The following is a 22637-nucleotide window of genomic DNA, read 5'->3' as shown; positions in this document are numbered from 1 at the left end:
AACATGCACTCAGTGTGGTCAGACTCGGAGAGCAGCATGTCGGAAGCGGACGATAAAACCAGCAAGTTTCGTCAGGAAGTTCTCGATAGGGTGTTGCGCTATCTGGGGCGATCACCGGAGACGTTAACCGCCCGGGAAAAGTCCGTTCTCAAGCGATTGGCCGAAAGGCAGACCATCGCGCAAGATATCAACCAATCCTTCGACGAAAAGCGAACCACCGGGCAGCGTTTGGCCGACAAGGTCGCCGAATTTGGCGGCTCGTGGACCTTTATCATTGTCTTTGGTGTCATTCTTGCGGTCTGGGTGGCGTTCAACAGCTTGCTCGCGACCAGAGCCTTTGACCCTTACCCGTATATTTTTCTCAATCTGGTTCTCTCCATGCTGGCGGCGGTTCAAGCGCCAATCATCATGATGAGCCAGAACCGGCAGGCGGCCAAGGACCGGCTGGACGCGTCGCACGATTATGAAGTGAATTTGAAAGCCGAAATCGAAATCATGGCTCTGCATGAGAAGTTTGATCAACTGCGCTCGAACGAACTGCGAGGGCTGATTGAGAAACAGCAGCAGCAAATCGAAATTCTGTCAGGTATCCTGCTGGAGAAAAATCAGAAGCAATCCTGATTGCGCAGCAACATTGATCTTCGTTTAAACGTGTTTTTTGCAAGTGCATTGTCCCGAAACGGATGCGGTTCTTGCTCTGAAAAGAAGACGGTATTTCATGTCGAAATTTTTAAAGCGGCTCCTGCAATCCGTCTTTGGTTTTGTCGTTCTGCTGCTAGTCGGCGCGGCGGCATGGCTTGGTTTCAGCCCACCGGAGCTTTTGCGGGTTGGCACGGGTTATGCGGCCAAGATCGTCTGCTCCAATGTCTTTATCGCCAAGCGCGACGCCGACGCCGTTCTCGCGGATGATGTTCAGGCACCCGGAAATCCGCTGCTGAAATTCCTCAATGTTGCCGTGGACGACAACACCAACACCGTAACGGTGCGGATTTTTGGCTTCTTCGCGCCTAGCAAAGCTGTGTTTCTTCCCGGGCAGGGATGCGCCAATATTCAATCGACGGATAGTCGCAGCATGGTTAGCGATGAGGCGGCATCAGCGGCAGCGCCATCGCTGGATATCGCAATCTCCGCAAAGGTGCAGAGCGTTATCGAGGACAAGGAACTGGCGGGCTCCGGCATGCGAGCGGTCGCGGTTATTCATAATGGTCAGCTTGTCGCCGAAACCTATGGAGAAGGCTTCAACGCCGATACGCCGCTTCTTGGCTGGTCGATGACCAAATCCGTCATGGCGACGCTGATCGGAATGCGCGTTGCTGAAAATCACATGGATCTGGGCAAAAGCAATCTTTTGCCGCAATGGCAAAAGGACGAGCGCGCCAAGATTACCGTTGCCAATCTGATGGCCATGGAAAGCGGGCTGCGGTTTAACGAGAATTACGGAACGGTGGCGGATGTTACGCGCATGCTGTTTCTCGAAAAAGATATGGCTGGATTTGCGGCTTCGCTTCCGCTGGAGGCGCAACCGGGAACGAAATTCAACTATTCCAGCGGTACGGCGAATATTCTGTCCAAGCTGTTCATGGAGAGTTTTGACGACCGGAATGAGGCACTCGTCTATCCGCGCATCGCTCTGTTCGAACCGCTGGGCATGACCAGCGCCATATTGGAAACCGACGCCTCGGGCGTGTTTGCCGGCTCATCCTATATGTATGCGACGGCGCGCGACTGGGCCAAGCTGGGCGCATTTCTGGCAGACGGGGCGAAAATCGATGGCAAGCAGGTTCTGCCAGTGGATTTCGTTTCGTTTATGCGCAAGCCTTCATCGGCTTCAGGTGGTCGTTACGGTTCTGCGCAAGTCTGGTTGCGGGCAGGCGGGGCCAAGGCGGGCGAGGGCAGCATTCCAGACGATGCTTTCTGGATGTCCGGCCATGACGGGCAAACCGTCATGATCGTTCCATCGATGCATCTGGCCGTGGTGCGTCTGGGGCTGACGCCCACCCGTTCAGGCTATAGCGTCCAAAACCTTGATGCGCGCGTCGTGGAGGCTCTTCGCTAAAGCTTTACTCGGCCAGCACTATTGGTCTGATTCCAACATTTGCATCCCTCGGTTCACGCACTGAGTAGATGTTGGAATCATAAAGACCACCAGCAACTATATGTATCTAGCGGATTTTTCGAATTTGACGTTTGAAACCGCATATGTGTCAGCCGGGATTCAAACGTCAAAATCAATCCACCAGCTTGCGGAAATCCTTGCCGCTCGGGTTCTGGAAGGCACTCAGGCCGAATTCGGGCAGCACCGCATAGAGATGATCGAAAATATCGGACTGTATCTGCTCGAAAGACGCCCAGACCGTGGTGTTGGCGAAGCAGTAAATTTCGAGAGGCAGTCCCTCCGGCGTCGGGTCCATCTGGCGCACGAGCAGCGTCATGCCCTTATGAACGCCGGAGTGATTGCGCAGATAATTTTCCACATAGGCACGGAACGTGCCGATATTTGTGAAACGCCGCGTGTTGACGGGATTTTTGGCGCGGTCGCCTAGCCTGTCGTTCCACTCGGCGATTTCCTTGGCCTTTTTGGGCAGATAATCAGCCAGCCAGTCGACGGATGCCATGCTTGCGCGTTCATCCTCGGAGAGGAAACGGATTGAGTTCTGATCGATGTAAAGCGCACGCTTGATGCGACGACCGCCCGATTCCTGCATGCCGCGATAATTCTTCATCGGTTCGGTGATGAGCTTGCGGATCGGGATGGTGGTGATCGTTTTGTCGAAATTCTGCACCTTGACCGTATAAAGCGCGATTTCCGTCACATCACCATTGGCATCGAGGTTCTTCATCTCGATCCAATCTCCCACGCGAACCATGTTTGACGAGGCGATCTGCATACTGGCGACCAGTGAGAGCAGCGTGTCCTGAAAAACGAGGATCAGCACGGCAGCCATTGCACCGACACCGGAAAGCAGAATAACCGGCGACTTATCAAGCAGGGTTGCGATGATAAGGACAGCGGCGATGATATAGACCGCCAGCTTGGTGACCTGAATATAACCCTTGATGGGCCGATAACGCGCTTCCGGACGTCTATGATAAAGCGTGTCGACCACACCGAATGCAGAAGTGACCGCTAAGGCCAGCGTCAGAATGATAAAGGCAATCGCAACATTACGAATGATCGTGATCGCGGTATCCGGCAGTCCCGGGATCGCCAGAATGCCGGAAGAAATGATCAGGGCAGGAATGATATTAGCCAGACGGCTGATGACGCTGTGCTGCTTCAGCTCTTCGTCCTGACCGAATGAAGTTTTCCGAACGATCCGGTCAAGCAGCTTGAGCAGAATTGCCTTGATCAGAAAATTTGCGATGAATGCGGAGAGAAACAATCCCCCAAGAGCCGTAAGCGTCTCCGCCCACGGATGTGCAATAAAGAATTCCGACAATAGATTTTCCCGAGACGTATTTTCGCGAGTGTTGATGGTTGCCGTTCAACGACCACCACAGTTTTGATGATTGTATCATCGAGATTTATTGCGAAATAAGGCGGTGCGGCCTCCAAATCAACCGCCGGGAGTATTTTTAAGAGATGCCGATCCCGTTAAATTATCCACGGACCGGCATCTATATGCGAATTGCTACAGTCTTTGATCTTCAAAGAGAGGCGGTGATGCCGCCATCCACATAGAGCACATGGCCATTGACGAAGGATGAGGCATTGGACGCAAGGAAGATGCAGGCGCCGACAAGCTCATCAACCTTGCCCCAGCGCCCCGCCGGGGTGCGCTTTTCAAGCCAGTTGGAGAAAGCAGGATCTGAAACCAGAGCGGCGTTCAACGGCGTGTCGAAATATCCCGGCGCGATAGCGTTGCATTGCAAGCCGTATCTGGCCCAATCGGTGGCCATGCCCTTGGTGAGATTGCCGACCGCGCCCTTTGTGGCGGTATAAGGGGCTATGCCCGGTCTGGCGAGGGCCGTCTGGACGCTGGCGATGTTGATGATCTTGCCCGCGCCGCGTTTGATCATATGTCTGGCAACAGCCTGCCCCACGTTGAACACGGTGGAGACATTGGCTTTCAGCAAACGTTCAAAAGCGTCGGCTGGAAAGTCTTCCAGCGGGGTGCGGTGCTGCATGCCCGCATTGTTGACGAGAATGTCTATGGGGCCGAAATCCGCTTCGAACTTGTCTACGGCCGCGCGAACGGCTTCATGGTCCGTCGCATCGAAGGCCAGTGTATGCTTCACTCCGAGGCTTTCGGCTGCCGCCTTCAGCTTGGCCGCATCGCGACCGTTGAGAATGACGTCAGCCCCAGCGGCGGCGAGGCCTTTTGCCAGCGCATAGCCGATCCCTTGCGAAGAGCCGGTCACAAGCGCGCGTTTGCCTGTCAGATCGAAGAGTTGGACGCTCATAGTTCCTCCTGAAGCGGTTCGGTCAGCACAAAGCGATTGAACCTGCCTCGCACTTATTTTGAAGTTCTTTAGTTGAATGCAATCTGGGTTTTCATCGATTGTGTTTTATCCGACGCGATATCGAAGGCTCTCAGCGCATCGGCCAGCGGCAGGGTCTGCGTGATGAGCGGTTTGACGTCGATCAACCCGTCCTGCATGAGCTTTACAGCGAGACCGAATTCTTCGTGGAATCGGAAAGAACCGCGCAGATCGAGTTCCTTGGCCGTTATCGTGTTGATCGGCAGGTTCATCTCGCCGCCGACTCCGAGCTGTACGATGATGCCGCGCGGTTTAAGCGCTTGAATGCCTGCCACAAGAGCAGATGCTGCGCCGGAACATTCGTACAATATGTCGAATGCACCCTTGTTCTGGCTGAATTCGGCCAGACCGTCCGGGTTCTGCGAAAGATTGATCGTGCGATCCGCACCAGCCTTGCGCGCGAAATCCAGCGCTGGCCCGGAAATATCCGCCGCGACGATCTCCGCCGCGCCTGCGCGACGGGCCGACAGGATCGAAAGCGTACCGATCGGGCCGCAGCCGGTCACCAGCACGCGTTTGCCCAAAATCTCCCCCGCGCGGCGTGTGGCATGCAGTGTGACAGCGAGCGGTTCAGCCATCGCCGCTTCACCGGCGCTGAGACCATCGGCCTTCACACATTGGCTCGCCTGCGCGACGAGCTGTTCCCGGAACGCGCCTTGAATATGCGGGAAGGGCATCGCCGATCCGTAAAAACGCATGTTGAAGCAGTGATTGGGCAGCCCTTTGAGGCAATATTCGCAGTGACCGCAGGGACGGGACGGCGATATGGCGACCAGATCGCCGATGGCTAGCCCGGAAACGCCTTCGCCGAGCGCTGCGATATGACCGGAAACCTCGTGCCCGAGGATCATCGGTTCCTTGACGTGCACGGTGCCGAAGCCGCCATGGTTGTAATAATGCAGGTCGGAGCCACAAATGCCGCCAGTGGCGAGACGGATTTCAACCTCGCCGGGACCGGGCGTCTCGGGCTCACGCTCGTCAATGCGCAAATCCTTTGCAGCGTGGATGACAATCGCTTTCATCGCGTCCTCACAAAACCGGAATGGGGAGGGCCGGCCCACGAAGTGAGCCGACAAATTATTGAAGACCAGTATGCCTACAAGTCGCGCGTTTGAAACCCTTATCCGCAGCGAAACTCACAAAACATATGGCATTGCTTTTACAGCAGAATGTACGGGCTGTTTCCCTTCATCACAAACAGAAAGAGCGCCCCGAGGGGCGCTCTTTTATCACTTCGAAATGCTCAGACCTTATCGCCGCCGTTCGATCAGCTGCAGCCGCTCGTTGCGCCGCATGTGTCACACTTCAGGCAGGTGCCGTTACGCACCATCGTGAAGTTCTGGCACTCGGTGCAGCTATCGCCGGTATAACCCTGCATCATCGATTTGATGCGACGGTCGGCTTCGATCTTCTTTGCCGAGTTGGCGCTTTCGGCGCGGGCCGAAGCGGCGTCGGCAGCAGCCTTGTCGGAGAACAGTTCGGTTGCAGCCGAGGTTTCCTGCTGCTGTACCGGAGCGGTCTGCTCTTCAAACTCACGCTTGAAAGCCGTTGCACCTTCCGTCACCAGACCGATGGTCGCCGGGCGACCAGCCGGAGTAGCGCTGGACTTCAATGTCGTGACATTCGAAGCCTGCGGTGCTGATGCCGACGAACCCTTGGCTTCGCTGCCCGGCGTCGTATTGGTCACCAGTGTCGGCTTGTAGCCGCGCGTCCAGCCGGTCGAAACCAGATTGGTCTTGCCTTCCTGGATACCCTTGCCGAGCGCCGTGTTCGAGAAATCGCTCGTGTCGACATGGGCGAGGTCGTTGCGACCCAGATAGGAGACGGCCAGTTCGCGGAACACATAGTCGATGATCGACGTTGCGGTCTTGATCGCGTCATTGCCGATGACGATGCCAGCGGGTTCGAACTTGGTGAAGGTGAATGCCTCCACATATTCTTCCAGCGGCACGCCATATTGCAGGCCGAGCGATACAGCGATGGCGAAGTTGTTCATCATCGCACGGAAAGCAGCGCCTTCCTTGTGCATATCGATGAAGATTTCGCCGAGGCGTCCGTCACCGAATTCACCGGTGCGCAGATAGACCTTGTGTCCGCCAACGACAGCCTTCTGGGTGTAGCCCTGACGGCGGTTCGGAAGCTTTTCGCGCTCATGCACGATCTTCTCGATGACCTTTTCGACGATGCGTTCCGTCACCTGAACGGCGCGGGCCGCGGCTGGTGCTTCGATCAGCGCTTCGACTGCATCATCTTCGTCTTCATCGTCCGAGATCAGCGCGGCGTTGAGCGGCTGCGAGAGCTTGGAACCGTCGCGGTAAAGCGCATTGGCCTTCAGAGCCAGCTTCCAGGACAGCATGTAGGCGTTCTTGCAGTCTTCGACGGTCGCGTCGTTCGGCATGTTGATCGTCTTGGAGATCGCGCCCGAAATGAATGGCTGTGCGGCAGCCATCATGCGGATGTGGCTATCCACCGACAGGTAACGCTTGCCGATCTTGCCGCATGGATTGGCGCAATCGAACACTGCGTAGTCTTCTTCTTTGAGGAACGGTGCGCCTTCGAGGGTCATTGCGCCGCAAACATGGATGTTCGCAGCTTCGATGTCCTTCTTGGAGAAGCCCAGAGCCGGCAGCATTTCAAACGAGAAATCGTTCAGCTGTTCGTCGGTGAGCTTCAGCACGTCCTTGCAGAAATCTTCGCCCAGCGTCCACTTGTTGAAAGCGAACTTGATGTCGAACGCGCTCTTGAGCGCTGCATTCAGGGCTTCGATCTTCTCATCGGTGAAGCCTTTGCCGCGCAGCGACGAAGGATTGACGCCTGGAGCCTGATTGATGTTGCCGTGGCCGACAGCATAGGCTTCGATTTCGGCGATCTGGCTTTCCGAATAGCCGAGCGTGCGGAGTGCTTCCGGCACAGCGCGGTTGATGATCTTGAAGTAGCCACCACCGGCCAGCTTCTTGAACTTCACCAGCGCAAAGTCAGGCTCGATGCCGGTCGTGTCGCAATCCATGACGAGGCCGATCGTGCCGGTTGGCGCGATAACGGTCGACTGGGCGTTGCGGTAGCCGTGCTGCTGCCCAAGTTCCAGCGCTTTGTCCCAAGCCGCGCGGGCATGGGTGATCAGGTCCTGATCCGGGCAGTCTTCAGCAATCAGTGCAACCGGGTTGACGGCGAGGCCTTCATAACCTTCAGTCTCTCCATGGGCGGCCAGACGATGGTTGCGCATGACGCGCAGCATATGTTCCGCATTCGGCTCATAGCTTGGGAAAGTACCCAGTTCCTTCGCCATTTCGGCGGAGGTTGCATAGGCAATGCCGGTCATGATGGCGGTCAGCGCACCGCAGATGGCGCGGCCTTCATCCGAGTCATAAGGAATACCGGATGTCATCAGCAGGCCGCCAATATTGGCATAGCCGAGGCCGAGCGTGCGGTATTCGTAGGAGAGGCGGGCAATTTCCTTGGACGGGAACTGCGCCATCATCACCGAAATTTCGAGAACGATGGTCCACAGGCGCGCCGTGTGCTCGTAAGCCGCAATGTCGAACGAACCGTCCTTGTTGCGATAGGTGAGCAGGTTGATCGACGCCAGGTTACAAGCCGTATCATCAAGGAACATATATTCCGAGCACGGGTTGGAGGCGCGGATCGGACCGGCGACCGGGCAGGTGTGCCAGTCGTTCATGGTCGTGTTGTAGTGCAGACCCGGATCAGCGGAGGCCCATGCGGCATAACCGATCTTTTCCCAAAGATCGCGCGCCTTCAAGGTCTTCATGACCTTGCCGTCCTTGCGTGCGGTCAGGTTCCAGTCGCTGTCGTTTTCGACGGCGCGCAGGAATTCGTCCTTCAGCGAGACGGAGTTGTTCGAGTTCTGGCCCGAAACCGTGAGATAGGCTTCCGAATCCCAGTCCGTGTCGTAGGTCTTGAACTGAATATCGGTATAGCCCTGACGCGCAAACTGGATCACCCGCTTGACGTAGTTTTCCGGAACCTGGTTCTTCTTGGCTGCCTTGATTTCGCGCTTCAGGGCAGGGTTCTTCGACGGATCGAAGCAATCATCATTATCGGCTTCGCAGTTGACGCAAGCCTTCATGATCGCAGCCAGATGCTGCTTGACGATCTTGGAACCGGTGACGAGCGAAGCGACCTTCTGCTCTTCCTTCACCTTCCAGTCGATATATTCTTCGATATCCGGATGGTCGATGTCGACAACGACCATCTTTGCGGCGCGACGGGTCGTGCCGCCCGACTTGATGGCGCCCGCAGCGCGGTCACCGATCTTGAGGAAGCTCATCAGGCCAGACGACTTGCCACCGCCGGAAAGCTTTTCGCCTTCGCCACGCAGATGGCTGAAGTTGGAGCCCGTGCCGGAACCGTATTTGAACAGGCGCGCTTCGCGAACCCAAAGGTCCATGATGCCGCCTTCATTGACCAGATCGTCGGCGACGGACTGGATGAAGCAGGCATGCGGCTGTGGGTGTTCGTAGGACGACTTGGATTTGGTCAGCTTGCCAGTCTGCCAGTCGACATAGAAATGGCCCTGACCGGGACCGTCAATGCCGTAAGCCCAATGCAGGCCGGTGTTGAACCATTGCGGGCTGTTCGGTGCGACGCGCTGGGTGGCGAGCATATAGGCAAGCTCGTCGCGGAAGGCGAGGGCATCTTCTTCCGAACCGAAATAGCCGCCTTTCCAGCCCCAGTAGGTCCAGGTGCCGGCAAGGCGATCGAAAACCTGACAGGCGTCCATCTCGGAGCCATAACGCTCGTTCTGCGGCAGCGATGCCAGCGCATCTTCATCGGCGACCGAGCGCCACAGCCACGACGGGACGTCGTTTTCTTCAACTTTCTTCAGATGGGCGGGCACGCCAGCCTTGCGGAAATATTTCTGCGCAAGAATGTCTGCTGCAACCTGGCTGAACTGAGCCGGTACATTGATGTTTTCCAGGCGGAATACGATGGATCCATCGGGATTTTTGATCTCGCTGGTCGCAGTCCGAAACGCGATGTCCGCATAGGCCGACTGATTCTCTTTCGTGAAACGGCGTTCGATCTTCATCTTTTCCATCCAAACGTTCTATATATAGTAGCGCCAAAGGTGAGTTTCCACCATGGCCCGCCACTTGCTGTCTGTACCGCGTCTCTGTTTGAAAGCCCTCCTGCGAGGAAGGGCTTCTTGGTGAGGATTCCGGCACATAACCGGGATCCCGAATTCTGCTTCTGCTGCATTCGGCGCATAACAAAACACCCCAAGGCAGCCAGAGCTATCCTCGTCAGGGGTATTGCAAACCAACAAATCAGCAGATCGAAAAATACTCTATCTTGTAAGAAGCATGAGCGCAAATACTAAATCTAGTGTTAACGCTCTTTCGTCATGTGGCTGCATCTGCTTCTCCAAAGGTGGTCCGGCCCGGAAATCGGGCACGACGAAGCCCGGAGCGACAACTACGCTGAATAAGCGCAACGCCCGTTCCAGAACTTGACTAACCTGAAAGAAAGACCGGCTATTCAGACGCCCGGCCACGCCACTTACGCAACGATAAGTTCATAAAAAACGACTCGGCTGCGAGCGTCAAGCATTGGTTTGTTGTAAGGCGTCCAACGCTAGATATTGTGCGTAAGGCGCTGGGGCTAATGTGGATAACGGGGAGAAGAGAAGCTTTTGTGAACGAAGCCGGCTAAAACGCTTTTACCTCTTTTTAACCAATCATTGAGGGCAATTATTGCGCAAAAACAGTGGGATCGAACGACGCTCTGATGCAGGGTCTGAGCAAAAAGCGTGAGATGGCAGCTCGAAATAGTCTGCTGTGAGCGATTGAAGCCTTGCACAGGACGCTGTGAATTTCGTTCCGGGAGCGATGCGGATAGTGATCACGAGGCTCTATAGGTAGATTTCCCGCTGGAAACGCTACGGATAGGCCGAGCAAGCTTAGATATGTAGCGTTAATGGAGAAATGACGCCGCTATTCAGCAGCGACTCTCATACCCGAATCACCAAAGCGCAGAAGAATCTGCTTTAGCTCGGTCTCTTCGACGCGCCTTGCCGCTTCATCCGGGCACACCCATTCGCAGATGCGCTGATCTTGTTCTGGCCAGCTTTTCTCCTGACCAGTAAAGCGGACAGCATAAACCGCGACCGAAAACTGGTTGATCCGCTCTGGCGGCATATCCATTTTGCAGTAATTGAAGCTGCCGATGGGTTCGGGCGTGACATCGCCACGAATGCCTGCTTCTTCGAAAGCTTCGCGCAAGGCTGTTTCAGCGAGTGTGCGACCGACTTGCGGCCAGCCCTTGGGGATGATCCAGCGGCCCGTACCGCGGCTTGTAATGACAAGCACCTGAAGAGCGCCCATTTCGCGACGATAGACAAGGGCCGCAACCTGCTGCAAACGGCCAGAAGGCGTAAGAATACGCTTTTCCGTTGCAATAAGTTGTTTGGCGACCGTCTTCACTGCGAAATTCCCTCTTTTCCTTAAAATGGAATGATTCGCCAAAATAACAACTGCTCAAATGCGCAACAGACCTTACAAAAGGACGAAAAAGTCCTTTATTTTAAAGCTACTATTGAAATACAGGGAGGGCGCGTTGCTATTCAACGCCGAACCTGACCGCTACCAGCGCCATTTCGACCATTTTCTTATAGCACGCGATTACGGCAGAAATATCCTTTTTTCTGTTTTCGTTTTCTGCGTTTTTTGAGAGTGCCTTCTTTCTTTTAAAAAAGCCCTCCATCCTGCTGGTTTTATACGCAGAACAATTGTGCCCAATAAAAAATGCCAGCCGGTTAGAGCTGGCATTTCGAATGTCTCGGGGTGCGATATGCTGGAACTTATCCGCGCTTGTCGCCTGCAATCGGCTCCAGATAGGTGTAGCCCATATCCCACGGGAAATAGATCCAGGTGTCCTGCGATACTTCGGTCACGAAGGTATCGACCAGCGGGCGGCCTTTCGGCTTGGCATAAACCGTTGCAAAATGCGCCTTTGGCATCATTTCACGGACGATTGCAGCAGTCTTGCCGGTATCGGTAAGGTCGTCGACGACGATCACGCCTTCGCCGCCATTTTCCAGAAGCTGTTCGCCGATGCCCTTCAGGATCTGCATTTCGCCCTGCGACGTGTAGTCGTGATAGGAGGCAATGCAGACGGTTTCGATAAGGCGGATGCCGAGTTCACGGCATATAATGGCCGCAGGCACCAGACCGCCGCGCGTAATCGCGACGATTGCACGCCAATCGCGCCCCATGCCGGAAATGCGCCAGGCAAGCGCGCGGGCATCGCGGTGAAACTGATCCCAGGATACGGGAAAGGCTTTATCGGGCAAGGACATCGAAACGCTCCATGGAACAGTCCGTGGGCTGTGGCCCACAGACTGGCTAAACCAAAAATGCGCGATGACCACCGTCAAGCGCGCTGAACTGTGTAGACCTTTGCTTTCGCCGTCTGCGCCCACGTTAAGGGGCTGCAACACGATGAAAAGGTTTCTTCAACCCGGCACAGTCAGCGCCGGGTAGTGCTGATAACCGCAAAAACACCGATCTTGCAAGTCTGTTATGGCTTGAGGCGGCTTGATGCGACGAATTGGGGATAATTGCCCGCTCGATATGGGCGGACATATCACCGCGAAAACAGTGTCAGAACGGGAAGTTCATTGAGCATTGAACGAGTCACGCCACCAAAAACCAGCTCGCGCAGACGCGAATGGCTATAGGCGCCCATGACGAGCAGATCGGCACGCTCCGCGATGATATGTTCGCGCAGCGCATCCTGCGCATAGCGTCCATTCGAACCGAGCGGCGTGACATTCACTTCAATACCATGGCGAGCAATGGATTCAGCCAGCTCGGTACCGGCGAGCGCTTCGTCCTCGCCCTCAGCTTCTGGCGGGTCAACCCATACGATTTCAGTACGGCCAGCCTGTTTCATCAGGGGCAGGGCATCGAATGCGGCGCGCGCCGCTTCTCGCTTGCCATTGAAGGCAACAACAATCCGGTCGAGCGACAATGGCCGCATCACAGGTGCATAAGGCACGAGCAGAACCGGGCAGCTTGAATTGAAGACAATCGTGTCGGCGGTTTCGTCATTGGTGGCTGGATCATCGGGATCCGGCTGGCCTGCCACCAGCAATTCCGCACCGAGACACGAGGTCAGAACGCCATCGGCAGCGGTGCCGGTTTCCGAGCGGGTGATACGGAATTCGAAGTGTGCATCCTGACGGCGCATCTCTTCTTCAAAAACATGTTTCAGCCGCTCTGACAGTTCCTTGTGCTGCTTGTCATGCAGTTCGAACATGCCGGGATCGATAAACCCGTTGGGATCGGCATATACGATGGGAGAGGGGATGGAATAGAGGCCGATGACATGAAGATCGGGCACTTTTCGCATCAAAAGCGCGATGGCGGACAGAACCCGCTTCAGCTCGGCTTCGCTCCGGGAATAGGCAACCACCGTTTTGTAGGTCATGACCGATCTCCTTCCAGCTGTGTTTCCATTTTAGCATAGAATGCAACGAGTTGCGCACGCAAAAGGTTGCAAGACTTAAAGGAAGTGTTTTCGAATATGCCAGTTTGGTCAGCTTGCGCCGGAAGCCACCAGCCCGGCAATCATGGCGTCAATTTCGGCAGCTGCCGCATCGATCTTCTGCGGATCGCTGCCGCGCACCACAAGCTCGGTGCTGAAGCGCCCATTTTCGAATTTCGGATAGGAACCGATGATCGTATCGGGATTCTGCTTCTGGATTTCGGCCAGCGGCGCGCCGATGACGCCTTCGCCGAAGGGACAGAGCACAGCGCGTGACAAGAGTTTGCGGCCAGTCCGCAAGGTGGGGATTACGTTGTCCAGCATGGCCTGAAATACGGACGGAACGCCCGCCATCACATAGACATTGCCGATATGAAAGCCCGGTGCGGAAGAGACCGGATTGTCGATATGTTCCGACCCTTGCGGCATACGGGCCATGCGCTTGCGGGAATCGGTGAATTCCAGACCGCGCCGCGCATAATTGTCGTTGAGAAGCTTCATGGCCTTTTCATCATAGATGCAGGGCACACCAAAGGCTTTTGAAACGGCGTCGGCAGTGATGTCGTCATGGGTCGGGCCAATGCCGCCCGAAGTGAAGACATAATCAAAGTTCGGACGCAGGGCATTCAGCGCGGCGACAATGGCGTCTTCCTCGTCCGGCACGATGCGCACTTCCTTGAGATCGATGCCCACGGCGGTCAGCAGATCGGCGAGATGCCCGATGTTCTTGTCCTTGGTGCGCCCGGAGAGAAGTTCGTCGCCAATGGCGAGCATTGCAGCCCTGACGGCCTGCTGCGAAGTGTCGGTCATGCCCAGACTCCATTTCAATTTGGCGACAGTTAAGCCTCAGGCGCACCGCGCCGCAACCGGTTTGTCGCAAAAGACAAAATGTTCCTCCGTTCGGTCATCTTCCCAAAATGAAAATGCTCTCTAGTTGAGTGAATGCGGAAAAGGGGTTCCGCAAAACCGAAAACGGAGACGTCAGATGGTAAAAGTTCTGGTGCTGTACTATTCGTCCTACGGGCATATGGAGCAGATGGCCAAGGCTGCGGCAGAAGGCGCGCGCGAAGGCGGCGCGGAAGTCACGATCAAGCGGGTGCCCGAACTGGTTCCGCTCGAAGTCGCCAAGGCCTCGCATTATAAGGTCGATCAGGACGCAGCCATCGCATCGCCGAACGATCTGGTCGAATATGACGCCATCATATTGGGCACCGCGACCCGCTATGGCATGATGGCCGCGCAGATGAAAAATTTTCTCGATCAGACCGGTGGTCTGTGGGCCAAGGGCGCGCTGCTCAACAAGGTCGGCTCGGTGATGGTGTCAACGGCGACGCAGCATGGCGGCGCGGAACTGGCCTTGATTTCGGCGCAGTGGCAGTTGCAGCATCATGGCATGATCATTGTGCCGCTTTCCTATGCCTATCAGGGGCAGATGGGCAATGATGTGGTGCGCGGCGGTGCGCCTTACGGCATGACGACGACGGCAGATGGCGATGGTTCGCGCCAGCCATCGGCACAGGAACTGGAGGGCGCACGTTTTCAGGGCAAGCGTGTCGCTGAAATCACCGCCAAACTGCACGGCTGACGGTATTCCATCAAAACAAAAGCCGCCGGGAAAACACGGCGGCTTTTGCATGAAAAATTGTGGTGCGGTCGGCGGGAAACAACAGTTTCGTCACCTAACCGTTGAAATTAAAGGGTTTTTCGCTGCGGTGATTTCCTGTGTTTGTAGTGTTTTTTGTAGCGCCGGTCAAGTTTTCCGATTAGTAATCCGAGGATGGGTTTGGCTTAACGTTCAGTTTGAGAGATTAGATGATCACGATCGCCCAAAAAAGCGGGACACGGTCTATCGTTATTGCTGGGTGTGGGATTCGGCTGGAGCAACCCTACGAACTCGCTTCCGGTATCGTCATTACGCCAGAAGTGCCGGTTTTATCACCTGACGTTGTGGCGAAGAGTTGCAGGAACTTCGCTGATTATATTGCAGTGATTTCGGGCCAAAAGATTCAGAGTTTTGCTATTGAAATTCATGCAAGCTTAGATAGTCCAGATGAACTCACTGCGAAAGCTTGGAACGCGCTTTGGGATTTTCACCTTCTGTCAGTCGCTACCCATACACCTTGTTTTTCGTTGTACAGCTATGCTGTTGGTGCTGAGCCTGTTCTGACGGCGGCAAACCGCACGATAGTATTTCGACCGATAGAGTCCCTCAAATTGGTGTCGGAGAGCTCCTTGACATGGGCCTCCAAGCATCGTGAAAAATTCGATAAGCTAATCGGAAACTCTTTGTTTAGTCGAGCGATGAGATGTTATGGCAATGCCCAACAACTTATCGACTTTGATACAAGAATAATGCTGCTGTGGTCGGGAATTGAAGGCTTACTTTCCGTCGATGGCGAGCTGAACCGCCGATTGGCACTCTACACCGCGCTTCTAATGGATGGTAGTCACACTGAGAAGATGCAGTGGTTCAACGATGTGAAGAAGGCATACGGTATTCGTTCTAAGGCAGTTCATGGTTCCTCATTAGACGCGAAATTGTTGCAGGAAGGGTATTTGCAAGCTGCTAGAATCCTTTCCAATCTGTTGGCTCGATGCGTTGAACTTGGCCGGATACCCAGTCCGACCGAGCTGGATGCACAAGCCGTTGCAGGAAATCTGGAATGATTGACCCGCTTTTCAAAGTGCGGACCTGACCGCATAAGATTAGCAAGGGGCCGGGAAGGAAATTTATGTTTTTTTCCTTTCGAGGTCGTAGCGCACCATATCCAAAAAAGCATCCCGGCTGTCCTGATTTCGCGGTGGAACACATAGCTAGGTTGATTTCGGAGCGCGAATGGGAAGGTGTCAAGCTGGGCCGTGCCGTGGGCATTACCATTGACGGCATCCTGCGGCACCAGATGACCGAATATGAAACCCTTCTGTTGCACGGAGTAGACCGGAAGGAAGCCAGAAGGCGTGTTCAGCCGAAGGTCAATGCGATGCTAAAGGTATGGGCGAAGCGGCCAGAGGCGAAACCACCTGCGCCTCGGTGTGAACCGCGAAAAAAGCAGACGCCGTGAAAAAATGCAGATACGCCTACACAGACGGAAGCGCGTGAATACTCCGCTCAGCCGAACGTTTGGCTAGCCGTGCTAGCGTTGACCGGGAACAGCCTGTCGCCTTCACAATGGCGTTCCAACTTTGACCAGCGCGAAGCATCCCGATAATTGCTTCATTCTTCTCTGTATTCTCCGGGCGTCCAGCGTATTTGCCATCGCTCTTTGCCTTGGCGATGCCTTGGGCCTGCCGTCTGCGTCTGTCCTCGTAATCCTTGCGAGCGATAGCGGCAAGCATGTCCAGCAGCATTCCATTGATAGCTTCGGCCATACGAGCGGTGAAATCATCGTTCCCGGTAGCGGCGAGTTGCCATGACGTTGGGAGGTCAAGAGCTACGACCTTCACCTGTCGCTGTCGTATCTCGGAGCGAAGGCGCTCCCAGTCAGCAGCATTCAAGCGGCTGAGGCGGTCAACCTGTTCGACCAGCAATATGTCTCCGGGGCGACTGTCAGCTAAAAGGCGGAACAACTCCGGGCGTTGAAGGGAAGCGCCACTTTCATTCTCTGTGTAGGTAGCGGCGATAGTCAGGCCCCGATCAGAAGCGAAGGCTTCCAAATCAGCGCGGGCGCGTGAGGCGTCCTGTTCCTTGGTCGAGGCACGGAGATAAGCGCGAGTGAACATGAAAGAGACCTGTTGGTTCGTTTTAAGTGGTCTCTTATTTATCGGTTCGATTTGAGTTGTCAATCCATATTATCGAACCATCACGCATCGCGGTTCGCTAATGGTACACCCTAATGACATTATGCTTCGTCATCACTGGTGGAGAGAATCTTGAAAACGGCAACGGTCGAGCCTGTTGCTTCTAGGCATAGCTCTGCCAGTCGTTTGGTGGCTGTACGTCTGTGCTGTAGGTTGAGCGTCAGATCGATGGACGCTTTTGCATGCGCTCGCACTTCTTTGAAGCTTGCTCCTGAGAACGAATAATGCAGGAAGGCTTCTAGCATCCGCTTGGCATCGGTCTTACTAGGGGCAACGCCGTCGATGCTTTCGTGTTTTGTTGGATCAAAGACCTCTTGCCCCAGTGAGATAAGCGCCTCTCGGCAAAGAAGCCCGACTGCTTGGAAGTCCTCTTCATTTTTGGCGGTTTCGAGTTGCTGTCGAGCTTTGGTGAACGCTCTGTCGACTCGGTCCCACCCACTGGTCTCTCGAATCTGAACGAAGAATCTCTCTGTTTTTGCGGTCACAGAAGAGATTAATGGCTCGAATAAACGCCTGATGTGCGTTCTACGGTCTTGATATGATTGGAGATGTTCCTTGTAATAATGATACCAGTCCCACAAATCGGAGAACCCGTTTGCATATTCAAACTCACACTCCTTCGCGATGCTGGAAATCCGCACCTGACGTGCTTTGTAATAGTCATTCACGTCTTGAATCTGGCTTCCTCCTGTCGCAACCGAAATCATGACTTCTCGTTGCACAATCAGCTCAGGGAGTAACGCTCGCCGGTCATAGTCTGGAAGCATGCCTGACGTTGCAACATTGAAGTCTTTAAAGTTGAACGCCAGAAACTCGACCTCACTCGCGCAGATAGCTTCGGCAATTCGCTTCCGATCAAATTCAGGCAGAGAACTGAGGGCTTCCGAGTAAGGCTGTGGTGCGGAAATTTCCAAGACTGATTGCGTACCATGCCATGGGCGCAACTGCTCCTCTATGACTTGGCCGGTTGCTAACTCCAATAGCTTTGCCAAATCGAATCTTTGTAACCGCTCAAGATAATTTTGGGCATTCACCAATGACATTTCGACCGTTCGCGTTGATTTAATTCACAAAAATGAAGACCTCCCCGTCACGGAAGTCAACCTCCGCATCGGACAGCTTCACAATTCAAAGATTAGGCCGCGCTGCGGACTGACACAACGTCCAACAACCGCTCAGTCAATTGCTTCCCCGCTGCGGTCAGGTAAATGACTGGCGACCTTCCGCCCTCAGGGTCAAGGCTGCGCTTGATAAGGTTCAAGCCCGGAGAGCCGTGGCGTGTCCGTGAAGTCAGCGCCGTGACGTTGCGGGAGATGGAAGACTGGCTAACACCGATAATGTCCGGCAAATCACACTGCTGCACCCCCGGCCTCATGGCGATCACTAGGAAGACCGATGCCATCTGCATAGGCATCTCTGGTCGCAACTCCCGGAACGATTCCAGCAGTCGGTAAATCTCAGTCAGCTTAACGAGGTTATCAATACCAGCCTTTTTCCGCACTAAACCCCCTGCATGAATATGGCAATTCCCTAAGAATCTCAGAGGGTTGAAGGCAAGTCAAGAGAGTGGTCAGGCACGGCTAGGGGGCATCGGGGGGTACGCGCGCTGCCACTCTATCGATTGCCGCCTCGAATTTTTGCGGGAAAATAGCCGCTACCCTCAGGACAGCACAATGCACCCCTCAGGTCGACTCAGGGAGGCCCGTGGAGAGGGAAATAGCGATGGGATGAGGGAATGCCTCAGGCTTACTTCAAGGCTCTCAGTGAGTCTGTATTTATCCGGTAACCGGCGAGCAATGCATCATGTCACTCTCATCGATGACCTCTTCCTTCACGCCATAAAGAGTCTGCGCGTCATGAAGATTAATGACAGTGCCATCCGGTGATCGGAGGCGATCTACCTGAATAGCGACAGCTACTCTCATCCCCACGTCCGTGCATAAATAGCGCACATCGCGTAAGCTGAACTGTTGAGCGATCTGAAAATCCGGCAGAAACATCATGTGCGGTAGTCCTCCTGAATAGTGACAACACTCGCCATAGCACCGCCAGAACTCAGCACCAAACTGCTTCCTACTGTGCTTCCTTCGCGGACAGCATCCGCTCATCCTTCGGCTTTGGGAGCGCCTGCTGAACAGCTTGGACAGCGGAAGTCACCGACTGGTTGCCTTCGACCAGTGCGCGGAGGAGACGATTGGTTTCAGCCTGCTGACTGACCAGCTCCATGAGGAGGCCGTGGTTGTCTGCCGGAACCGGCTGCGCTGTCTTGAACTTGGCTTCCATTCGGTTGAACGCTTCGATGTACTGGAGCTTGAACTGGAGAGCCTTCTTGCCGGTGAAGCCCATGGCGAGGAGAGTGAAGCCATCACGGGTCATGTCAAAAGCGGGCATCTCCCGCCCATACTTATCTAAAAGGGCAGTAGGGAGGAACAAAGATGCCCCCAAATCTGGGGACAAGTCCATGCTCCGTATGTCCCGCAATACATGATCATGACGCTTGCCGAAGAACTCGGCCACATCACGGCTGTCAGCGAACACCTTGCCGTCCTTTACGGAAACGATTGGCTGCGCTGCGGTGATGCTGGTGGAATGAATGGTCATGTCGCTTTTCCTATCTGTCAGGTGCGAATAATTGAGCTGGATTGTCGGGAGGTCAGTGCTTTGGGCGGTGAGCCTGAGCGAGCGCGGCAACGTCATAGCCTTGCTCAATGAGTTCACGGGCCTGCCAGAAGGAAATATTTCGGTTTTCAAACTGGATATGCCATAAACCGTCTTCGATTTTTGGTTTTTGACCAGCCTCTCTTCGTTGGCGGATGGGTGGTGATTGAGTTGGGGCTTTCTCTGCTCAAGGCAAAGCCATAGTACCAACATGTATCGCTTCTAGGTCAAAGAATGTCGGCCTTCCAAAATCTCTCTTACAAGCTCAGTCGCAGTCAGGGCATAACGCTGAATACCCTGCTCATACTGTTCATGTTTATGTCCGTGATCTGGTTCATCTTGGATTGGCTTCAACTAGATTTTCCTATGGAGCCACTCGTGGTGTTTGTGGGCGGGCTTGCCACGCTTTTTGCCAGTTACTGGCCATGGAAGCCAAAGTACCGGTCGCAGCGGTTGCATGGGCGAGTGATCACGAACTACATGTCCAATAATCAGAAATACGTGATTGGCTCAGGCGACACCGCCTTTACGATTCAGTGGTCAAATGCTGGCGCATCTTCGATCCACATTTACAGTGACCCAAGTGATATTGACTCAATCGCAATTGCGGACGGTGCCAACAGTTTCTCAGAAATCAAGGATGCTTCGCGGTTTGATTTTTCCAACCGTGCAAGGACGCCCAAAGAGGGGGAGATCGCCGTGGTGCGAAATATGGGAGGCTTCTATGCACTCATCCATATCCACGATATTCGAGCAACGTCACATAATGATGACCGAGACGAGATCACGTTCTCTTATGTAATCAATCCACAACGAGGGGCCGATTTTTCTTAGAAACGCCCTCGATCTGCAATAATAGAAGTTGTGTTCGTCAATATTGCTGCTGCTGTCAGGGGCGTTTTTCGAGCGGTTGTACTCTTGTGTATAGACCCCGTACAACTAGGTTGAACCAACGTGACCCTCATATTGGAGGCCTATCGCAGCAGGAATCTTTCTTCGCTCTGGACAATCCCGCCTCAGAGCTTTGAATATTGCCCGTTGCTCGCTACGCCTCTTGAGGAACTTGCTAACCACCTGTTGCGTCACGTCTAGGACGGCAGCAATCTTTTCTTGAGACAGCTCCGGAAGGTGATCGGCAAGCCAACTGACCATTTCTTGAACGGACATATCCCAGCGACCACGATCATGCTGAAACCGTTGCAAAGCCTGCTTGGCTGCAACAACATCTGCATTGTGCGTCCTATCGTGATAGTTAGATTTGGCCTGCTCCCATCGATCTATGAGCCAGAAAGCGGCATCGGGGCTGACAACATCAAAAGGGTATTTGCTTCCCTTACAATGAAGTCGTCTTCCCCAACCCTTCGCAATAACCCAATTTGATAATCTGTAGCGGCTATAGCGGCCAGATTCTTCGAGCTGTAAGAAATCAAGGTCTTTGAGAATGGCCGTCATTTCCCGGCGACCGCAACATAACAGTTCTGCGAGTTCGCTCATTCTCATCCAATCCCCTTGGCTGATTGAAATAAGCTCGCCTGTCTTCCTGTCTAGAACTTCTGTAGCGTAATCCATGGCTTCCTAGCGTCTGTCGCTTGCGGTTGGCGTTTCCCGGAAAAGCAAAAGCCCCGAACCATGATGGCCGGGGCGCTGCTCCTCCTAAGGTGAGTGCTAATTATGCAACACTATTGTGGTGGGAGGATTTCCATCAACTCCGGCTCGTGTGGTCTTCGAACCATTCCGGGTTTGTCACCTTGATGCTGGCCTGTCCTTTCGGATATTTCCCCAGCGCGGCATGGTCCGCCAAGGTGTCAGCGAGTTCATTCAAGGGGTCGCCGGAGTGCCCCTTCACCCATAGCCAATAGATACTCTTCCCTTCACACGCTGCATCAAGGGCTTTCCAAAGGCCGTCATTCTTTAGCGCCCCATCCGGTCTCCGCCATCCTCTCGCTTTCCATCCGGCAAGCCATTTGGTCATCCCGTTACACAGCATCATATTGTCAGTCACAATGATGGCTGGTGTGTCAGTTTCGACAATCCCTTCGATAGCCCGGTGGAGTTGCCCCTTAAAAACCGGACATTTTCAGGATTGAGCATTTCGGCTCAGGAACTCTCGTGGAGATTGATATCCTAAAGCCTTGTGCGGGTGAAGATTGTTATAGTGCTCGAACCATGATGGCAGTTGAGCCATGACAGTTTCGGCGTCCGGCGTCGGGTTGATCCGGACATAATCGCGCTTGAATGTTTTGACGAAAGCCTCAGCCATTCCATTTGACTGCGGGCTGCGCACTGGTGTTCTGCACTGTTCCATACCGATATCCCGGAGCAGGGACGCGGTGTTTTTCGCAATGAAGCATGAACCATTGTCGGTAAGCCACTGGATGGGCTCTGCCAGCATATTGATGCGCCCGAAGCGGTTTTCTACCGCCGTGATGACAAGGTCCTGTACATCTTCGCTCTTGATGCCTTCTGTCGTGGCCACATGAGCGATTGCTTCCCGATCACAGCAGTCGAGCGCAAATGCAACGCGGACCTTTTCCTTGTTGTCGCACGTGATCTCGAAGCCATCGGAGCACCATCTGGTATTGGAGCGCTCGACGGTGACTTGCCCGTCGTGTCTGCGTTCACCGGCAGCTCCGGTATGGCGCTGAAGGAGCAGATCATGCCGCTTCATCACGCGATAAACACGTTTGGCGTTCGGCCATGAACGCCCCTGTTCACGGGCCTTGCGCCGCAGAATGGCATGAACGCGCCGATAACCATAGGTCGACATTTCTTCAATGACCGCCTTGATCTGAGCAACCAGATCAGCGTCGGGAAGCGGAGGTCTCCCTCGGGCTCTGGAAAGGGTGCCTGTGGCGCGTGCAGCGATATTCGACCGGGCAACGCCTAACGTCTCGCATAGCGCCTTCATCGCAAAACGTCCTTCGGCAGCGAGATTGAGTGCAGCAGTCGTTTTTTTGGGCCGTTGGCGATTTCGAGGGCCTCCTTGAGAATTTCCCCTTCCATCGTCTTCTTGCCCAGAAGGCGCTGTAATTCCTTCACCTGAGCCTGAAGCGCCCGGTATTCCGAGGCAGGGACAACCTCCTCTTCGGCTGCGGTGGCAACCAAGGCACCCTGCGATGCAAGCTTGCGCCACGCGAACAGCTGGTTAGGCGCAATGCCATGACGACGGGCGACCAGACTGACCGTCGCGC

Annotated in this window: 22 protein-coding genes; 6 read left to right on the top strand and 16 right to left on the bottom strand. The window is 54.6% G+C overall.

Annotated elements, in window-relative coordinates; translation table 11 throughout:
• The first annotated feature begins 36 nt into the window (after window positions 1–36).
• Entirely contained in the window at window positions 37–621 is a 585-nt protein-coding gene (locus ACTJKP_RS21030) for a DUF1003 domain-containing protein (protein WP_440632029.1), read from the top strand.
• Between the two features lie 97 nt (window positions 622–718).
• The gene (locus ACTJKP_RS21025; protein ID WP_440632028.1) at window positions 719–2056 is read left to right on the top strand and encodes a serine hydrolase domain-containing protein; all 1338 of its coding nucleotides are present in this window, start codon (window positions 719–721) and stop codon (window positions 2054–2056) included.
• 172 nt (window positions 2057–2228) lie between these two features.
• On the opposite strand, the gene ACTJKP_RS21020 is transcribed toward ACTJKP_RS21025, so the two are convergent.
• The 8 genes from ACTJKP_RS21020 to ACTJKP_RS20985 form a co-directional block, all read right to left on the bottom strand.
• Window positions 2229–3440, bottom strand: coding sequence for a mechanosensitive ion channel family protein (locus ACTJKP_RS21020; RefSeq protein ID WP_440632027.1), 1212 nt, complete (start codon window positions 3438–3440; stop codon window positions 2229–2231).
• A gap of 208 nt (window positions 3441–3648) precedes the next feature.
• Complete coding sequence (locus ACTJKP_RS21015) at window positions 3649–4404, bottom strand: SDR family oxidoreductase (protein WP_440632026.1); 756 nt, start codon at window positions 4402–4404, stop codon at window positions 3649–3651.
• 68 nt (window positions 4405–4472) lie between these two features.
• Window positions 4473–5504, bottom strand: coding sequence for an L-idonate 5-dehydrogenase (locus tag ACTJKP_RS21010; RefSeq protein ID WP_440632025.1), 1032 nt, complete (start codon window positions 5502–5504; stop codon window positions 4473–4475).
• A 245-nt stretch (window positions 5505–5749) separates the two neighbouring features.
• Complete coding sequence (locus ACTJKP_RS21005) at window positions 5750–9532, bottom strand: vitamin B12-dependent ribonucleotide reductase (protein WP_440632024.1); 3783 nt, start codon at window positions 9530–9532, stop codon at window positions 5750–5752.
• 904 nt (window positions 9533–10436) lie between these two features.
• Window positions 10437–10925, bottom strand: coding sequence for an NUDIX hydrolase (locus ACTJKP_RS21000; RefSeq protein WP_078340450.1), 489 nt, complete (start codon window positions 10923–10925; stop codon window positions 10437–10439).
• Window positions 10926–11302: 377 nt separating this feature from the next.
• A complete protein-coding gene (gpt, locus tag ACTJKP_RS20995) occupies window positions 11303–11800 on the bottom strand; it encodes a xanthine phosphoribosyltransferase (RefSeq protein WP_078340451.1) in 498 nt (165 codons plus the stop codon).
• Between the two features lie 287 nt (window positions 11801–12087).
• A complete protein-coding gene (locus ACTJKP_RS20990; protein WP_138785152.1) occupies window positions 12088–12933 on the bottom strand; it encodes a universal stress protein in 846 nt (281 codons plus the stop codon).
• A gap of 108 nt (window positions 12934–13041) precedes the next feature.
• Entirely contained in the window at window positions 13042–13800 is a 759-nt protein-coding gene (locus tag ACTJKP_RS20985; RefSeq protein WP_440632023.1) for a competence/damage-inducible protein A, read from the bottom strand.
• A gap of 175 nt (window positions 13801–13975) precedes the next feature.
• Here ACTJKP_RS20985 and wrbA point away from each other — a divergent pair, with 175 nt between their 5' ends.
• The 3 genes from wrbA to ACTJKP_RS20970 all read left to right on the top strand — a co-directional run bounded on the left by wrbA (window position 13976) and on the right by ACTJKP_RS20970 (window position 16052).
• A complete protein-coding gene (gene wrbA / locus ACTJKP_RS20980; protein WP_078340453.1) occupies window positions 13976–14575 on the top strand; it encodes an NAD(P)H:quinone oxidoreductase type IV in 600 nt (199 codons plus the stop codon).
• A gap of 227 nt (window positions 14576–14802) precedes the next feature.
• Window positions 14803–15657 (top strand): hypothetical protein, encoded by an 855-nt coding sequence (locus ACTJKP_RS20975; protein ID WP_440632022.1) that lies wholly within the window; start codon window positions 14803–14805, stop codon window positions 15655–15657.
• A 65-nt stretch (window positions 15658–15722) separates the two neighbouring features.
• The gene (locus tag ACTJKP_RS20970) at window positions 15723–16052 is read left to right on the top strand and encodes a DUF2293 domain-containing protein (RefSeq protein ID WP_440632021.1); all 330 of its coding nucleotides are present in this window, start codon (window positions 15723–15725) and stop codon (window positions 16050–16052) included.
• A gap of 16 nt (window positions 16053–16068) precedes the next feature.
• Here the strand turns inward: ACTJKP_RS20970 and ACTJKP_RS20965 are convergent, their stop codons facing one another.
• The 5 genes from ACTJKP_RS20965 to ACTJKP_RS20945 all read right to left on the bottom strand — a co-directional run bounded on the left by ACTJKP_RS20965 (window position 16069) and on the right by ACTJKP_RS20945 (window position 19659).
• Window positions 16069–16710: a recombinase family protein gene (locus ACTJKP_RS20965; RefSeq protein ID WP_440632020.1), complete on the bottom strand. Its 642-nt coding sequence runs from the start codon at window positions 16708–16710 to the stop codon at window positions 16069–16071.
• A 119-nt stretch (window positions 16711–16829) separates the two neighbouring features.
• Window positions 16830–17831: a hypothetical protein gene (locus ACTJKP_RS20960; RefSeq protein ID WP_440632019.1), complete on the bottom strand. Its 1002-nt coding sequence runs from the start codon at window positions 17829–17831 to the stop codon at window positions 16830–16832.
• A gap of 92 nt (window positions 17832–17923) precedes the next feature.
• Window positions 17924–18289 carry a hypothetical protein gene (locus ACTJKP_RS20955; protein WP_440632018.1) on the bottom strand — a complete coding sequence of 122 codons (366 nt, stop codon included), beginning with the start codon at window positions 18287–18289 and terminating at the stop codon, window positions 17924–17926.
• Between the two features lie 274 nt (window positions 18290–18563).
• Window positions 18564–18791: a hypothetical protein gene (locus ACTJKP_RS20950; RefSeq protein WP_440632017.1), complete on the bottom strand. Its 228-nt coding sequence runs from the start codon at window positions 18789–18791 to the stop codon at window positions 18564–18566.
• A gap of 70 nt (window positions 18792–18861) precedes the next feature.
• Window positions 18862–19659 (bottom strand): Rha family transcriptional regulator, encoded by a 798-nt coding sequence (locus ACTJKP_RS20945; RefSeq protein ID WP_440632016.1) that lies wholly within the window; start codon window positions 19657–19659, stop codon window positions 18862–18864.
• A 21-nt stretch (window positions 19660–19680) separates the two neighbouring features.
• On the opposite strand from ACTJKP_RS20945, the gene ACTJKP_RS20940 reads away from it, so the two are divergent.
• Window positions 19681–20280, top strand: a complete 600-nt coding sequence (locus ACTJKP_RS20940; RefSeq protein WP_440632015.1) for a hypothetical protein — start codon at window positions 19681–19683, stop codon at window positions 20278–20280.
• 105 nt (window positions 20281–20385) lie between these two features.
• Here ACTJKP_RS20940 and ACTJKP_RS20935 read toward each other — a convergent pair whose 3' ends face one another.
• The 3 genes from ACTJKP_RS20935 to ACTJKP_RS20925 all read right to left on the bottom strand — a co-directional run.
• Window positions 20386–20940, bottom strand: a complete 555-nt coding sequence (locus ACTJKP_RS20935) for a hypothetical protein (protein WP_440632014.1) — start codon at window positions 20938–20940, stop codon at window positions 20386–20388.
• Between the two features lie 208 nt (window positions 20941–21148).
• Window positions 21149–21478, bottom strand: coding sequence for an RNase H family protein (locus ACTJKP_RS20930; protein WP_440632051.1), 330 nt, complete (start codon window positions 21476–21478; stop codon window positions 21149–21151).
• Window positions 21479–21523: 45 nt separating this feature from the next.
• A protein-coding gene (locus tag ACTJKP_RS20925; RefSeq protein ID WP_440630270.1) for an IS3 family transposase occupies window positions 21524–22637 on the bottom strand; the annotation gives its coding sequence in 2 pieces (ribosomal slippage) (window positions 21524–22407 and window positions 22407–22637; 1115 coding nt annotated over the 2 pieces). This gene is flagged as partial in the annotation.

It is taken from the genome of Brucella sp. 22210 (assembly GCF_052045675.1).
Classification (GTDB): Bacteria; Pseudomonadota; Alphaproteobacteria; order Rhizobiales; family Rhizobiaceae; genus Brucella.
The sequence above is the reverse complement of the archived record's forward strand: the minus strand, read 5'-3'. Positions and strand labels throughout refer to the sequence as shown.